The 16,358-nt window shown below is 53.7% G+C and carries 12 protein-coding genes; 4 read left to right on the top strand and 8 right to left on the bottom strand.

The features are described 5' to 3' along the window. Window positions 1–167 precede the first annotated feature (167 nt). On the bottom strand, window positions 168–698 hold the full coding sequence (gene dsbB / locus HFD87_RS06300) for a disulfide bond formation protein DsbB (protein ID WP_163636953.1): 531 nt from the start codon (window positions 696–698) through the stop codon (window positions 168–170). A 483-nt stretch (window positions 699–1,181) separates the two neighbouring features. On the opposite strand from dsbB, the gene fadR reads away from it, so the two are divergent. Beyond that, complete coding sequence (gene fadR, locus HFD87_RS06295) at window positions 1,182–1,901, top strand: fatty acid metabolism transcriptional regulator FadR (RefSeq protein ID WP_010670276.1); 720 nt, start codon at window positions 1,182–1,184, stop codon at window positions 1,899–1,901. A gap of 41 nt (window positions 1,902–1,942) precedes the next feature. Here fadR and HFD87_RS06290 read toward each other — a convergent pair whose 3' ends face one another. Next, window positions 1,943–3,478, bottom strand: a complete 1,536-nt coding sequence (locus tag HFD87_RS06290) for a SpoVR family protein (RefSeq protein WP_022625556.1) — start codon at window positions 3,476–3,478, stop codon at window positions 1,943–1,945. A gap of 504 nt (window positions 3,479–3,982) precedes the next feature. Here HFD87_RS06290 and HFD87_RS06285 point away from each other — a divergent pair. Both HFD87_RS06285 and dadX read left to right on the top strand, forming a co-directional pair. Next, the gene (locus HFD87_RS06285; RefSeq protein WP_167423086.1) at window positions 3,983–5,284 is read left to right on the top strand and encodes a D-amino acid dehydrogenase; all 1,302 of its coding nucleotides are present in this window, start codon (window positions 3,983–3,985) and stop codon (window positions 5,282–5,284) included. 19 nt (window positions 5,285–5,303) lie between these two features. Then, window positions 5,304–6,374 (top strand): catabolic alanine racemase DadX, encoded by a 1,071-nt coding sequence (dadX, locus tag HFD87_RS06280; protein ID WP_167423085.1) that lies wholly within the window; start codon window positions 5,304–5,306, stop codon window positions 6,372–6,374. On the opposite strand, the gene HFD87_RS06275 is transcribed toward dadX, so the two are convergent. The 6 genes from HFD87_RS06275 to yeaG form a co-directional block, all read right to left on the bottom strand. Continuing rightward, on the bottom strand, window positions 6,367–7,560 hold the full coding sequence (locus HFD87_RS06275; protein WP_167423084.1) for a multidrug effflux MFS transporter: 1,194 nt from the start codon (window positions 7,558–7,560) through the stop codon (window positions 6,367–6,369). The genes dadX and HFD87_RS06275 overlap by 8 nt on opposite strands. Window positions 7,561–7,687: 127 nt before the next feature. Further along, entirely contained in the window at window positions 7,688–9,154 is a 1,467-nt protein-coding gene (wbaP, locus tag HFD87_RS06270) for an undecaprenyl-phosphate galactose phosphotransferase WbaP (protein WP_029519111.1), read from the bottom strand. Window positions 9,155–9,530: 376 nt separating this feature from the next. Next, window positions 9,531–9,764, bottom strand: coding sequence for a DUF1480 family protein (locus tag HFD87_RS06265; protein ID WP_010260598.1), 234 nt, complete (start codon window positions 9,762–9,764; stop codon window positions 9,531–9,533). 78 nt (window positions 9,765–9,842) lie between these two features. Then, the gene (locus HFD87_RS06260; protein ID WP_132498747.1) at window positions 9,843–11,570 is read right to left on the bottom strand and encodes a potassium/proton antiporter; all 1,728 of its coding nucleotides are present in this window, start codon (window positions 11,568–11,570) and stop codon (window positions 9,843–9,845) included. Between the two features lie 248 nt (window positions 11,571–11,818). After that, window positions 11,819–13,093, bottom strand: a complete 1,275-nt coding sequence (locus HFD87_RS06255; protein ID WP_167423083.1) for a YeaH/YhbH family protein — start codon at window positions 13,091–13,093, stop codon at window positions 11,819–11,821. A gap of 89 nt (window positions 13,094–13,182) precedes the next feature. Then, window positions 13,183–15,117: a protein kinase YeaG gene (gene yeaG, locus HFD87_RS06250; RefSeq protein WP_010260606.1), complete on the bottom strand. Its 1,935-nt coding sequence runs from the start codon at window positions 15,115–15,117 to the stop codon at window positions 13,183–13,185. Window positions 15,118–15,537: 420 nt separating this feature from the next. On the opposite strand from yeaG, the gene HFD87_RS06245 reads away from it, so the two are divergent. Further along, entirely contained in the window at window positions 15,538–16,287 is a 750-nt protein-coding gene (locus HFD87_RS06245; RefSeq protein ID WP_010260609.1) for a MipA/OmpV family protein, read from the top strand. Window positions 16,288–16,358 lie beyond the last annotated feature (71 nt).

Genomic DNA, 16,358 nt, shown 5'->3' with positions numbered 1-16,358 from the left:
AAGGTACCGCGTGAGCGGCGCGAGGACGGCCCGGCAGCAGCAGAGGTGCGCTGGCCCGCACTGCGGCTCGCTCGCCCGGAAAAAAAGCTGCCACGTTTGACCGTGACAGCCTTTACAACTCTGATCTTAACTGACCAGCATTATGCCAGTGGCAGCCTTTTTTGATCTCAGCGACCAAAGAGATCGCGGCGTTTAGGTTTCAGCGGCTGGGCTATCAGCACCAGCGCCGCGACCAGCAGATAACCGGCGAACACCACAATCATCCACTGCGGCATGCTGAGCGTCAGGAAAGTCCAGCTGCGTTCTGCACAGTCACCGCTGGCAAGAAACACCGACGGCAGCCACTTATCCAGCGGTAAGCCGCTGGGGAAGCGAGCAGCAAAATCACAGGTGGTGAAGGGGTTAGGGTGCAGCTGAATCATGGTATGTTCATAAGAGAGACGCAGACCTTCCCAGGCACTGTAGATCCACAACGCCAGCGCCGCCAGACGCAACGGCGATTTTGGCGCAATCGCACCAATCAGACCCGCGCCCAGCACACCAAACAGCGCATTGCGCTCATAAATACACATCACGCAGGGCTTCAGGCCCATTACGTGCTGAAAAAAGAGTGCTGTTAATTCCAGTGCAAGTGCAGTCAGTGCCAGTAGTAACCAGGCTCCGCGACCACGTGAGCATTGATTCAGATATCGCAACATATTGCATTCCCTGTAAACGTTAATGCCACGCAGTGTAAACCAAAAGCGTTTGCAAACCAGCCAGGGACAGGGAAAAATCGTGTGCAAACATGACCTGATTCTGATCCAGAGCAGGTTAAATGAGGATAAGCCAGACCTTATCGGCAGAACGCCGGTCAGTGAAGAGCGGGGAGAGCCGCAGTGGCGACAGAGGCGATCGCATGCGGCAGGAGGCGAAACGGCAGGCGCGGGTTATATGCTGTCAAAGTCCTGCGCTTTCAGGGTGGCTGAACGCTGACACTCAGCGGTGCTGTGGCACGCGCCATTTCAGCGCAGAAAGCCATTCAGCCCGCCCGTGATCCCGAAGCCGCTGATACTGCGGTCAGCCATGCTGAAATATGCGCCTGCGCCCGGTTTTAATGGTTACGCAGGCTATATCCGCTATAGGGCGTCTGGTATGATGAGTGCCCATCATGATTAGAAAAGCAACGAGAACACATTGCTATGGTTATAAAGGCTCAGAGTCCAGCGGGATTTGCTGAAGAGTATATTATTGAAAGCATCTGGAACAGTCGCTTTCCGCCAGGGTCGATTCTTCCTGCTGAGCGTGAGCTTTCTGAATTGATTGGGGTGACGCGCACCACCTTGCGTGAAGTGCTGCAGCGCCTGGCGCGCGATGGCTGGCTGACTATTCAGCACGGTAAACCGACGCGGGTGAACGATTTCTGGGAGACGTCCGGCCTGAATATTCTGGAAACGCTGGCCCGTCTCGATCACGACAGCGTTCCGGTGCTGATCGACAACCTGCTGTCGGTACGCAGCAACATTTCATCGATCTTTATCAGCCGGGCGCTGCGCCATCATCCGGACAAAGCACGCGAAGTGCTGGAAACGGTCAGCGCGGCTGCCGATCAGGCTGATGCCTATACCGAGCTCGACTACCGGGTGTTCCGCGGTCTGGCGTTTGCGTCAGGTAACCCGATTTACGGTCTGATCCTGAATGGCCTGAAAGGGCTCTATACCCGCGTTGGCCGCCACTACTTCTCTAATCCGGAAGCCCGTCAGGTCGCGCGCGATTTCTATCTGAAACTGCTGGAACTGTGCGACAAAGAGCCCGGACAGGATGAGATTGTGGACGTGGTGCGCAACTACGGCCGCCGCAGCGGTGAAATCTGGCACAGTATGCAGAAGAATCTGCCCGACGATCTCGGCAGTAAGCGTTAAAAAAAACCGGACATCGCGTCCGGTTTTTTGTTTTTATCCCATCAGAGTGATGAACCGCGTGGTGGATTACGATCCAGCAGCTCTACGCTGCCATCCTCGTTCTGCTGTTCCAGAATCACATCAAATCCCCACAGACGATGCACATGTTTCAGCACCTCGCGACGGCTCTTATCCAGTGGCGTGCGGCTCTGCGGCACATAACGCAGGGTCAGCGAACGGTCACCGCGCAGATCGACGTTATAGACCTGAATATTCGGTTCGAGATTACTCAGGTTGTACTGCGCAGAGAGCTGCTGGCGAATTGCCCGGTAGCCCGCCTCATCGTGGATCGCGGCGATTTCGAGATAATTGTTGCGGTCATCATCCAGTACGGTAAACAGACGGAAATCACGCATGACTTTCGGCGACAGGAACTGGCTGATAAAACTCTCATCCTTGAACTCGCGCATCGCAAAATGCAGCGTTTCCAGCCAGTCGGAACCGGCGATATCCGGGAACCAGTAGCGATCCTCCTCGGTCGGCGACTGACAGATACGCTTGATATCCTGCATCATCGCGAACCCTAACGCATAGGGGTTGATGCCGTTATACCACTGACTGTTATAGGGCGGCTGAAACACGACGTTGGTGTGGCTGTGCAGGAACTCCATCATAAAGCGTTCCGACACTTTGCCTTCATCATAGAGGTGATTGAGGATGGTGTAGTGCCAGAATGTCGCCCAGCCTTCATTCATTACCTGGGTCTGTTTCTGCGGATAGAAATACTGGCTTACCTTGCGCACAATGCGCAGGATCTCACGCTGCCATGACTCCAGCAGCGGGGCGTTTTTCTCCATAAAATAGAGCAGGTTTTCCTGCGGCTCAGAGGGGTAGCGCGCGGCTTCAAAGGTCACGGCCTCTTTCTCACGCCGTGGCAGCGTTCGCCACAGGGTGTTCACCTGACTTTGCAGATACTCCTCACGGCTTTTCTGCCGCGCCTTCTCCTCCTGCAGAGAGATCTTCTGCGGGCGCTTATAGCGATCGACGCCATAATTCATTAAGGCATGGCAGGAGTCGAGCAACCGCTCTACCTCTTCGACGCCATAGCGCTCTTCGCAGTCACTGATATAGTTTTTGGCAAATAACAGGTAATCGACAATCGACCCGGCATCCGTCCAGCTGCGGAACAGATAGTTATTTTTAAAGAAAGAGTTGTGGCCATAGCAGGCATGCGCCATCACCAGCGCCTGCATGGTCATGGTGTTCTCTTCCATCAGGTAGGCGATGCAGGGATTAGAGTTGATGACAATCTCATAGGCCAGACCCTGCTGACCATGCTTATAGCGCTGCTCGGTCTCGATAAACTTTTTGCCGAATGACCAGTGTGAATAGTTGATTGGCATGCCGACGCTGGAGTAGGCATCCATCATCTGTTCAGAGGTAATCACTTCGATTTGGTGCGGGTAGGTATCAAGCCGGTAGAGTTTAGCCACCCGGTCGATCTCGGCTAAGTAGACATCAAGCAGTTCGAATGTCCAGTCTGGTCCGTCATTGAGTCGTTTGCTGTCTCTGATGGCTTCGTCAAAGATTGTCGTCATAGCGCACCTCTTTTTTGCAAACCGGCTGACCCGAAAGACAACCCGTTCTGGTTATTTAAGGCTTCATCCTGAAAAAGGGAACCCGAAAAAAACTGAGCGAACACAACAATGATAGCCCACTGTCGCTTATCCGAAATGCGAACTCAAACGAATTCTTTGGCACAAAATCATTAAGAGCGGTGCGGCAGAGAATTTAACAGCCTTTCATACTGTTCTTATTATAAATTGCGGAATCTAATCCTGTTTATAAGCGGAATGTATGGGGTTGAATGAATCTCCTGCAACAGGCAGATTTAACTGCCTTCGTTGTCATTTATTTCTGTGTTTAAGGATTAAGACGCATAAAGCGCTGAAATTGGCCGTGCGACAAGATTTTAGTTACCTGAAAAGTAAAAAAGATGTGAAATGGATGGTGAAATTCTGTGGTGGTGTCTGCTGTGTAAATCCGCTGACTATCATCAGTTGAACAGTGAATTATGCTTTTACAGGTCGGGTGGGGGAGCTATGCACGTTGTAATTCTTGGAAGTGGTGTGATCGGGGTGGCAAGTGCCTGGTATCTGGCGCGTGCCGGACATCAGGTGACGGTCATTGATCGTCAGCCCGCCGCAGCGATGGAGACCAGTGCAGGGAATGCCGGTCAGATCTCTCCGGGTTATGCCGCACCCTGGGCAGCGCCCGGCGTGCCATTGAAAGCGGTGAAGTGGATGTTTCAGCGCCACGCGCCGCTGGCTATCCGGCTGGATGGCAGTAGTTTTCAGCTGGAGTGGATGTGGCACATGCTGCGCAACTGCGACATCAATCACTATCAGCAGAACAAAAGCCGCATGGTGCGCATTGCCGAATATAGCCGTGACTGTCTGAAAGCGCTGCGCAGTGAAACCGGCATCGCCTATGAGGGCCGTCAGGGCGGGACGCTGCAACTGTTCCGTACCCAGCAGCAGTTCGACAGCGCCAGCAAAGATATTGCGGTGCTGCGCGACGCGGGTGTGCCCTATGAGCTGCTGCAGGCGCATGAACTGTCTCGCGTTGAACCGGCACTGGCGGCAACCCAGCATAAACTCACCGGCGGATTACGCCTGCCCAATGATGAAACCGGCGACTGTCAGCTCTTTACTCAGCGGCTGGCAAAAATGGCCGAAGAGGCGGGCGTGGTCTTCCGCTTTAACACTCCGGTCGACCACCTGCTGCGCGATGGCAATCGCATCTATGGCGTGAAGTGCGGTGATGAGATCATCAAGGCGGACAGCTATGTGGTGGCGTTTGGTTCCTACTCGACCGCGCTGTTAAAAAATGTCATCGATATTCCGGTCTATCCGCTGAAAGGCTATTCACTCACTATTCCGATTAAAAATCCTGACGCCGCACCGGTTTCAACTATCCTGGATGAGACCTACAAAGTGGCGGTGACGCGGTTTGACGATCGTATTCGTGTCGGCGGTATGGCGGAAATTGTTGGTTTTAACACCAAACTCACCGAAGCGCGGCGGGAAACGCTGGAGATGGTGGTCAGTGATCTCTATCCTGAAGGCGGTCATCTCGCGCAGGCGAGTTTCTGGACCGGTCTGCGTCCGATGACGCCAGACGGTACGCCGATTGTGGGTGCCACACCGATCTCTAATCTCTGGCTCAATACCGGTCACGGTACGCTGGGCTGGACGATGGCGTGTGGTTCTGGTCAGCTGCTGGCCGATCTCATCTCCGGTAAAAAGCCGGCCATTGCGGCGGATGACTTAGCGGTGTTCCGCTACTTACCCGGTTTCGCGGCGACCTCATCGCCGCTGCGTAACGCCAACGCAACTCGTTAAGTATTCAGGGAGAGAGAGGATGTCACGTCCGATTGTCGCTACCATCAACCAGCAGGCGTTACGTCATAACCTGACTGTTGTTCGCCAGGCGGCACCCGCCTCCCGCGTCTGGTCAGTGGTGAAAGCTAATGCTTATGGCCATGGCATTGATCGCGTGCGCGAGGCGTTATCTGCCACTGACGGCTTCGCGCTTCTTAATATTCAAGAGGCGATCCAGCTGCGTGAGCAGGGCTGGAAAAAGCCGATTCTGCTGCTGGAAGGTTTCTTCCAGCCAGAGGATTTGCAGCTGATTGACCGTTATCGTCTCACCACCAGCGTACACAGTAACTGGCAAATCAACGCGCTGGCCAGTGCCAGACTTGCAGCACCGGTGGATATCTATCTCAAAATGAACAGCGGGATGAACCGGCTGGGATTTCGCCCGGAACAGGTCAACGGCGCATGGCAAAAGCTGCGGGCGCTCAGTACGGTAGGTGAGATGACGCTGATGGCCCATTTTGCCGATGCGGAAAATCCGCAGGGTCTGATTGCGCCACTGCAGCGCGTAGAGCAGGCGGCTGAGGGGCTGAACTGTCCGCGATCGCTCTCCAACTCCGCCTGCACCCTGTGGCATCCTGAAGCGCACTTTGACTGGGTTCGTCCCGGCATCATTCTGTATGGCGCGTCGCCCAGCGGTGACTGGCAGGACATTGCAGGTAGTGGCCTGAAACCGGTGATGACCTTAAGCAGTGAGATTATTGCGGTCCAGCAGCTACAGCCGGGCGATGGAGTGGGTTACGGCTACCGCTATCACGCCAGTGCAGCGCAACGAATTGGCGTGGTGGCCTGTGGCTACGCGGATGGCTATCCACGGCATGCTCCTACAGGTACGCCCGTCTGTGTCGATGGCGTGATGACTCAGGTGGTTGGCGCGGTTTCGATGGATATGATCACCGTGGATTTAACCCCTTGTCCCCAGGCCGGTATTGGCTCAGCCGTGGAGCTGTGGGGGGAGCAGGTGAAAATCGATCAGGTGGCAAAAGCGGCCGGAACGGTAGGGTACGAGCTGATGTGTGCGCTGGCCCCCCGCGTTCCGGTCACGGTTATTTAAGCGCGGTCAGGCTGCCGCGCATCTTTCTGCTGCAGCGCCAGGCGATAAAGGCCAGCGCTGCACCCAGCAGCATCATCAGACTCAGCGACAGCTTCTCCGCCACCGGCAGCGCCACAATGACCAGGCTGCCTGACGCGCCACCGGCCATCTGAATGAATCCCTGCAAGGCGGACGCTACGCCCGCCTGTTGCTGATAGGGCTCCAGCGCATAGCTGGTGGCCGGTCCCACCGTAAAGGCCAGCCCGGCAACTGAAACGGCCACCGGGAACATGTAAAGCGCCCAGTGCGTCTGCATCTCCGCCGGGAAGATCTGCATCCCCGCTACCAGCAGCATCGCGCCCATCAGCATAGTGAAGAATCCCATCGCCAGGCAGAAAGGGCGACCCGCTTTGCGAATCGCTTTATTCACGAACATGCTGACAAACATGATCCAGAAACCGTTGGCGCCAAAAGCAAAAGAGAACTGGATTGGCGTCAGCCCGCCTTCGGTCATTAATACCTGCGGTGCCAGCGACACGTAGGTCAGCACCATGCCCAGCGCACCGGCATTGGCGAACGCGAACGCCAGAAAGCGCGGCTGGCGCAGGATCGCGGCATACTGTTTAATCGGTAATCCTTTCACCCGCAGGGTATCCGCCGGGCGCGTCTCTGGCAGCCAGATAATCACCAGCAGCGTAATCAGCACGCCGTAGGCGCAGAGAAACCAGAAGGGTGCGCGCCAGTCAAAGGCGCTGGCCAGCAAACCGCCCAGCAGCGGAGCCAGGGCCGGAACGATGTTTAATGCGCCATTCAGGAAGCCATATGCACGGGCGGCATCATCACCGCTCAGGCGGTCACGCACGCCGCTAAAGGCCACGACCGCGCTGCAGCAGACGCCACAGCCCTGCACCAGGCGGGCAAGGACGAACAGCGGGAATGAGGTGGCGGTGGCGGCGATGGCACTCCCCGTGATGTAAAGCGCCAGGCCCAGCAGGGCAATCGGCTTACGGCCATAGTTGTCCACCAGCGGGCCGGTCACCAGTTGTCCCAGCCCCATAATCAGCAGAAACAGGGGAATGGTGGTTTGCACCAGATTAACCGGCGTATCCAGCCCTTCTGCGATTTGTGGCAGCGTGGGCAAATAAAGATCGATGCCTAAGGGTGCCAGCAGCACCAGGCTTAATAACAGCAGAGTAAATTTTTGCATAACAACCAGAGGGTAAGCGTTCTGTTTAAAAACGATCGCAGAGGGTAATGATTCAGCGGCAAAAAAGATAGAGGAAGTCGTGCGGAAAATGCAATGCCTGCTGTAAACAGGCATCGCAGAGGTCTGATTAGTAAGCGCCGTCGCGGCGTAACACCACGCCTGCGGTTTTGAACAGGATCGCAATATCGGTCCAGAGCGCCCAGTTTTTGACATACCAGGAGTCAAAATAGACGCGGGTATCATAGTCGATATCGTTACGTCCGCTGACCTGCCACAGACCGGTCATACCCGGCTTGGCCATCAGGTAGTAGTCGACATCACCGGCATAACGCTCCAGCTCAGCTTCAATCACCGGACGCGGGCCAACCAGGCTCATCTCGCCACGAATCACGTTCCACAGCTGCGGCAACTCGTCCAGGCTGGTTTTACGCAGGAAACTACCAATCCGGGTCACGCGCGGGTCATTCTTCAGTTTGAAATCTTTGTCCCACTCAATTCGTGCCTCTTCGCTGGTTGCCAGTAATTTCTCCAGCACCTCTTTGGAATTGGTCACCATGGAACGGAATTTCAGACATTTGAATTTTTTGCCATTCTGGCCCACACGCTCGTGACCATAAATGGCATTGCCGCCATCACGTTTTACCATATAACAGAGCAGGGCGAAGATTGGGCCGAGGAACAGCAGCAACATCGACGCCACCACGATATCAAAGGCGCGCTTCATGAAACGGGAGGAGTGTTTCGCCAGGTTGTTGCTGACGCGCAGAATCATCACTTCATGGCTGAAGATAAAGGACATGTCCGTGCCGTAAAGCGGCACGCCGCGCAGCGTCGGGATCACTGAAACTGAACGGCAGTTCATTTTCGACAGGAATTTCAGCCAGCGATCGCGCATCGGCTGCTGCTCATACTCCATAGCCACAATAAACTGCACGTTGTCGCGGTCAATGGTCTGCCAGTTGATATCTTTCCAGGTGATCACCGGCACGCCATTCACGCTCTGCTGAGCCGGGACATCATCGACCGAGATAAAGGCCTGTACGTTGTAGCCCAGAATCTCTTCACTCTGCAGCGCCGCGTAAGCTTCGGTGGCGTTTCTGCCGGAGCCAATGATGATGGTCTCTTTCTGCCACTGACCCGCCTTGTGAATGGCGCGTTTAACCAGAGCACGCATCAGCGGCAGCAGCAGCAGGGCATATGTCCAGCTGAAGACCCACACCATGCGGGAGAAATCCCATTTAGAGAAGGCGATCAACGCGAGGTCGAGCAGCGAGAAAACAAATAATGTTTTAATGATCTCTTTCAGTTCAAACCAGAAGGGTTTGCGATAGGTGTAGTGACGCAGGCGTACCCAGAACCAGCCGGTACACATGACTGACATAATAAACTGTGCCACAAAACGATATTCAATTTGATGAGGTGGAATAAAGGTATCCAGCTCGCCCCAAATACCCTGTATCGTCGCGGCAGATAAAAACAGTGCGAGGTTAAGTGCAATCAGATCGGAAAAGCTCAGGGCGAATTTCACGATGATATTTTTACGCGTGCCGCTCCACGAGCGGCTCGGGCTATTCATTATCAATGTACTTGCCATAAAACCTGCTCTCTTTCTCAAGTAAAAGATGGCCTGACCAGAATCATGTACGCGCTCAGGGGTGGGCTTCTGAAAAATTAAAAAATAATTTTCAGTCTGTTGCAGTCAGTAAAGCCAGTGCAGCTGCAAAAAAGATAACGGCTAAAGCGTGATAGTACTCACGAAATGTTGCAGCATTGAGAATGAGTATGCAGGAGTTATTTGACAGAGTTAATACGGAAAAAATCTGAAAACATCAAAAGTGATTAAAGTTTTAAATGGCTAACTCATGGTTTTTACTGGATAAAATAAGGCGGGGTTGGTTATAACCAAACTGTTTAAGACGCTTTTTAGGAATTACCGCCAAATCTTACGACTGGCGGTAGTGATAACGGACTCAGGCAGGTTTTTTTAAAATCCAGCGGTCCTGCTGTTTATCGTAATGACCAATCTGCAGATCCACCGGTTCTCCGTCAATCCATGCCGGGACGCTGGTATCGCGATCCCAGCCATCAAGTTGGGTAATTAAGCCGGGATTGGTGTGACAGGGGATGCTGACGGTGTCGAGGTTCTCACTGTCAAGATCGGCATCAACAATCTCATAACGACCAATTTTAACCACGTGTCCCATTCATTTCTCCCGTTTTTGCTGGCATAGACTTTTAAGCTTAGCGTATCGACAGAAAATAACGTGACTGAATGATTAGGATTATTCCTTCTCTTCAGCCGGACGGACACCAATCTTCACAATACGGTTATCCTCTTTCTCCGCCACAGTCCACGTCAGCTGATTCCACTCAACCTGATCGCCAACCACCGGCGCGCCGCCCAGCATACTCAGCACCAGTTGTCCCAGCGACTGCTGATCGTTGGTGTTCTCATCCAGTTCCAGTCCGTAAATCTGCGCAATATCGCGCAGGCGAGCTTCAGCATCCAGAATAAAGTCACCAAAGAAACGCTGGTCGAGGGAAACCGGCGGCGACTGGCTGAACATCTTACCCAGCGCCGGCAGATCGCGCTCACGGCCAATCACGCAGATAACGTCGTTCTCCCTGAGCCTCGTTCCATCATTCGGATGCATCAGCACATTATCACGGAACAGGGCGGCGATGCGGGTCTCACGCGGCATCTGCAGGTCACGCAGAGCGGCACCGACGCACCACTTGTCAGCGCTGAGCTGGTAGACAAACTGCTCCCATGGATTTTCGGGATGGATATCCAGACCGATACGGCTGATAGGCGATGCGGTAGGCGGTACCACCACTTTGGCTTTTTTCGCTGCAAAGCCCAGCGAGGTGCCCTGCAACATCAGGGAGACCAGCACCACAAAGAAGGCGATATTAAAATAGAGCGACGCGTTTTCTAATCCGGCCATCATCGGGAAGACCGCAAGGATAATCGGTACCGCGCCGCGTAAACCGACCCAGCTGATAAAGACGCGTTCGCGTGTAGTAAAACTGCGAAACGGCAGCAGACCAATAAAGACCGACAGTGGACGCGCCACCAGAATCAGCCACAGTGAGAGGATCATCGCCGGAACCGCGATATGCCACAAATCAGACGGGGTTACCAGCAGTCCCAGCACGATGAACATGCCAATCTGACTTAGCCACGCCATGCCGTCAAAGGTCTGCAGAATGCCGTGACGGTTGCGAATCGGCCTGTTGCCCAGTAAAAAGCCGCAAAGATAGACCGCCAGGATGCCGCTGCCCTCTAATACCGTGGTCAGGGCGAACACCAGAATGCCGCCACTCAACGCCAGCAGCGGATAGAGCCCACCGGCCAGACTGATACGGTTAATCAGCTGCTGCAGCGCCCAGCCGCCGCCCAGGCCCAGCACGATACCCAGACCAAACTGCTGCACCAGATGCACCAGGAACATCCAGTCAAGGCCGCTGCGGCCCTGTTCGATCATCTCAATCAGCGTAATGGTCAGGAACACCGCCATCGGATCGTTACTGCCCGATTCAATCTCCAGCGTGGAGCTGACGCGCTCATTCAGACCTTTGTCACCCAGCAGGGAGAAGACGGCGGCGGCATCCGTGGAGCCGATGATCGCGCCAATCAGGAAGCCCTGCATCATATCCAGGTTAAACAACCAGGCGGCGACCACACCGGTTAAGCCTGCGGTAATCATGACCCCGACGGTCGCCAGCGACAGCGCTGGCCCCAGGGCAACTTTAAATGAGCTGGCTTTGGTCCGCATGCCGCCATCCAGCAGGATAATCGCCAGCGCCAGGTTCGAGATTAAGTAAGCCGCCGGATAGTTATCAAAGGCGATGCCGCCGATACCATCAACCCCGGTCAGCATGCCCAGGGCAAGGAAGATCACCAGAATGGGGATGCCCAGTCTGGATGAGAAAGAGCTGAGCAGAATGCTCGATGCGACCAGCACGGAACCGATGATAAACAGACTGTAGACAATAGTGTGGTTCAAACCCGATCTCCTGAGATATGACAGTGCGGTGCAGCGACTGGTGACAAATATCCATGCTATCTCTGAAAGATAATGTTTTATCAAGGAGTTGTCATTGTGAAAATGATCATTATACGAATTGCTTAACAGCATATGGAATCAGATTAATGTGAAGAATGAGGGGGTTGGCAGGCAAGCGGCAGAAAACAGACTGTTTTAGCAGGTTATTCTGAAGATAAAAAAAGCCGGCGATGAGCCGGCTTAGTGCATCAGGCTTCCGTTGCCTGTTTATGGAACAGCGATCGGAACACCGGGTAGATATCTTCCGGCTCACGAATGTGTTCGATAGCAAAGTTATCGAACGTCGACTGCAGATGCTCATACTCTCGCCACAGCGTCTGATGTGCACGGCGGGTAATCTCGATATAACTGTAATAACGCACCACCGGCAGAATATGCTTCGCCAGGATCTCGTGACAGAGCGGTGAATCGTCGGCCCAGTTATCGCCATCCGACGCCTGCGCAGCATAGATGTTCCACTGCGCCGGGTCATAGCGCTCTTTCACCACCTCATCCATGAGTTTCAGTGCACTCGAAACGATGGTGCCACCGGTCTCCTGGGAGTAGAAGAACTCCTGTTCATCCACCTCTTTGGCCTGCGTGTGATGACGAATGTAAACCACATCAACATTCTTGTAGGTGCGGCTCAGGAACAGGTAAAGCAGGATATAGAAGCGTTTCGCCATATCCTTGGTGGCCTGATCCATGGATCCGGATACATCCATCAGACAGAACATCACTGCCTGGCTGGAAGGCTCCGGCCGTTTCTCAAAGTTTTTGTAGCGCAGGTCGAAGGTGTCGATAAAAGGCACCCGATCGATACGCGCCCGCAACTCGGCGATCTCTTTGCGCAGCCGCTCCTCCTCCAGAAGCTGAGCCGGTTCAGAGTTCTCAATCTCCAGCAGCGTTTCTTCCAGTTCGTGCAGCATCCGGCGTTTGCCCGCCGTCATCGCCGTACGACGCGCCAGCGAGTTCTGCAGCGAACGTACGACGCTGATATTGGCAGGCACACCGTTAGAGGTGAAACCGGCACGGTGGGTCTTATACTCATTCAACTGGCGATGCTGGTTCCGGCGCAGGTTAGGCAGGGCGAGATCTTCAAACAGCAGGTCCAGATACTCATCTTTCGATATCTGAAAGACAAACTCATCCTGACCTTCACCATCCTGACTGGCATTGCCCTGGCCACTGCCGCTGCCGCCACCACCCTGCGGTCGCTCGACCCGGTCATTCTGCACAAAATGGTCGTTGCCCGGATGGACCCGATGGCGGTTGCCGCCGCGTCCCTGATGGAAAATTGGCTCATTGATGTCGTCAATCGGGATAGAGACAGACTCACCGCTGCTTACATCGGTCACCGAGCGTTTATTGATGGCCTCGGAGATCGACTGCTTAATTTGCGACTTATAACGGCGCAAGAAGCGCTGGCGGTTTACCGCGCTCTTGTTTTTGCCGTTGAGTCGGCGATCGATGAAATAGGCCATGGTATTCCCCCAAACTACATTGTAAGCAGGCCGGGCGAACCCGACCTTGTCAGACCGGTATCACTTACCGGCAAGCTTACAGACTCTTATCAGGACGATTTACGCACACGCAAATACCATTCACACAGCAGGCGAACCTGTTTGCGGGTATAGCCTTTTTCCATCATGCGATCGACAAAATCATCATGCTTTTTCTGCTCATCGGTAGAGGTCTTGGTATTAAACGAGATCACCGGCAGCAACTCTTCCGTATTCGAGAACATTTTCTTCTCGATCACGGTGCGTAATTTCTCGTAACTGGTCCAGTTCGGGTTGCGACCGTTATTGTGTGCCCTGGCGCGCAGCACGAAGTTGACGATCTCATTACGGAAATCTTTCGGGTTACTGATGCCAGCGGGTTTCTCGATTTTCTCCAGTTCCGCGTTGAGCGATTCACGATCAAACAGCTGTCCGGTATCGGGATCGCGATACTCCTGATCCTGAATCCAGAAGTCGGCATAGGTCACATAGCGGTCAAAGATGTTCTGACCATACTCAGAGTAAGATTCCAGATAGGCGGTCTGAATCTCTTTGCCGATAAACTCAGCATATTTGGGGATCAGATAGCCTTTGAGGTGCTCAAGGTATTTCTCGGCCTGATCCTGTGGGAACTGTTCGCGCTCAATCTGCTGCTCCAGTACATAGAACAGGTGCACCGGGTTGGCCGCCACTTCGGCGTGGTCAAAGTTAAATACCCGCGACAGAATCTTAAAGGCAAAGCGGGTTGAAAGGCCGTTCATCCCCTCATCCACACCGGCGTAATCATGATACTCCTGCCATGACTTCGCCTTAGGGTCGGTATCTTTCAGGCTTTCACCATCGTAGACCCGCATTTTGGAATAGATGCTGGAGTTATCCGGATCCTTGAGACGTGACAGGATAGAGAAGCGTGCCAGCGTTTCCAGCGTACCCGGTGCGCAGGGCGAGGTCGCCAGCTCACTGTGATTAAGTAACTTGTCGTAGATTTTGATCTCTTCAGAGACCCGCAGGCAGTAGGGCACCTTGACGATATAGACACGGTCAAGGAACGCCTCATTATTCTTGTTATTACGGAACGTCACCCACTCTGATTCGTTGGAGTGCGCCAGAATAATGCCGTTAAACGGCAGCGCCGAAATCCCCTCGGTGCCGTTGTAGTTCCCTTCCTGCGTCGCCGTCAGTAAGGGGTGCAGCACCTTGATAGGCGCTTTGAACATCTCAACGAATTCCATGATCCCCTGGTTGGCACGGCAGAGTGCGCCGGAGTAACCGTAAGCATCAGGATCGTTTTGCGCATGGTTTTCCAGTTTACGGATATCCACTTTACCGACCAGCGCGGAGATATCCTGGTTGTTCTCATCACCCGGTTCAGTTTTGGCAATCGCCAGTTGTTCCAGGATTGACGGCCAGACTTTCACCACTTTGAAACGCGAGATATCGCCGCCAAAGTCGTGCAGTCGCTTAGCGGCCCACGGCGACATAATCGTGCCGAGATAACGGCGCGGCACGCCATACTCTTTTTCGAGAATATGCGCATCTTCCTGCGGATTAAACAGGCAGAGAGGGTGGTCATTAACCGGGCTGCGTTCCCCGTCGGCGCTCAGTACATAGATGGGTACCCGCTGCATCAGCGACTTAAGCCGTTCCGCCAGTGAGGATTTACCGCCACCTACCGGTCCCAGTAAATAGAGGATCTGTTTCTTCTCTTCCAGTCCCTGAGCGGCATGTTTCAGGTAGGAGACGATCTGTTCAATCGCTTCCTCCATGCCGTAAAACTCCTCGAACGCCGGATAGCGTCCCATCACACGGTTGGAGAATATTCTGGAAAGGCGTGGCTCCTGAGCAGTATCGACCATTACCGGCTCTCCGATAGCCATTAACAGTCGCTCTGCAGCGTTGGCGTATGCACTGCGATCCTGCTTACAGATAGCAAGAAATTCCTGCAGTGTGAACTCTTCGTCCTTGGCAGCTTCATAACGCTGACGATAGTGATCGAATATATTCATAGCGATGCCCGTCCTTTCGTTTTTAGCACAGGTAAGGAGCGTAATTAGAGGCTTATAGCAGCTCCCGGAAGATATTCTCTGTTGAGTACAGCAACCCTTATGCCAACCTGATCTTTCTTATCGGGATACACAACTTTTATGGTTACTCTGCTCGTACAAAATGTCTGCTGTTACTTCTAACTGTAGATGGCTTCTAGGAAATTTCCTCCACGGGTTTGGGTTAATGAGGGGAAGATCAACTGTACAGCGGGTCTGTTGTGAGATGCGTTCTTATGGGTGATGCTTTAACTTAACGTGTTTTTAACCTTTAATGCCACTTTCATCGATCAGTCACTTAAAGGATTTCGATATAAGTTAATCCAGCCGTGAAAAAACGTTAGACTTCCTGTTTGATTGTTATATTTATGGAATGAATAAATTGTGAACCAATTCAAATTTAAGACGCTTGTTGCACTTCTGCCCTGTTATTTACTGGCCACGCACGCGAATGCCGCACCGCTTTCCATTGGCGCATCGGTCATCTATGCCGATTCACCTTATCGCGGCGGCCAGGACCGGTATATCCCGCTTCCGGTTATCAATTACGAGGGTGAAGACTTCTGGTTCCGCAGCCTGCAGGGCGGCTACTACCTGTGGAAAGATCCTCAGAACCAGCTGTCACTGACGCTGCTGGGGTCACCGCAGGAGTACAAACCCAGCGACAACGACCTGGGCGACATGAAAGGGCTGGATAAACGCCGCATGACGCTGATGGGTGGCGCAACCTATCGTCACACCGCTGACTGGGGGATTGTCCGTACCTCATTGCTGGGGGATGTGCTCAATAACAGCAATGGGATGATCTGGGACCTGACATACCTCTATCGCTTCCAGATGGGTGACTTCAGCCTGACGCCGGGCATCGGGGCCACATGGAACAGCGCCAATCAAAACCGTTATTACTATGGGGTATCCGGGCATGAAAGCGCCCGTACCGGCATCAGCCGTTACAACCCGGATGACAGCTGGTCACCTTATGTGGAACTGAGCGCCAGCTATCAGATTGCGCCGCAGTGGAATGCCAGCGTTATGGGGCGTTATATCCGTTTCGACAGCGAAATCAAAGACAGCCCGATGATTGATAAAAGCGGGCAGGCGTTAATCTGGACGGGTGTCAGCTATACCTTCTGATAACGCACCAAAAGAGGGCATTTATTGCCCTCTGTTCTTTTACAGGGCCTCAGAATGGGGCGGGAGAGCAG

This window comes from Pantoea sp. EKM21T, from assembly GCF_011800405.1.
Classification (GTDB): domain Bacteria; phylum Pseudomonadota; class Gammaproteobacteria; order Enterobacterales; family Enterobacteriaceae; genus Pantoea; species Pantoea agglomerans.
Note: the sequence above shows the minus strand (reverse complement) of the source record. Positions and strands in the feature narration are given on the sequence as shown.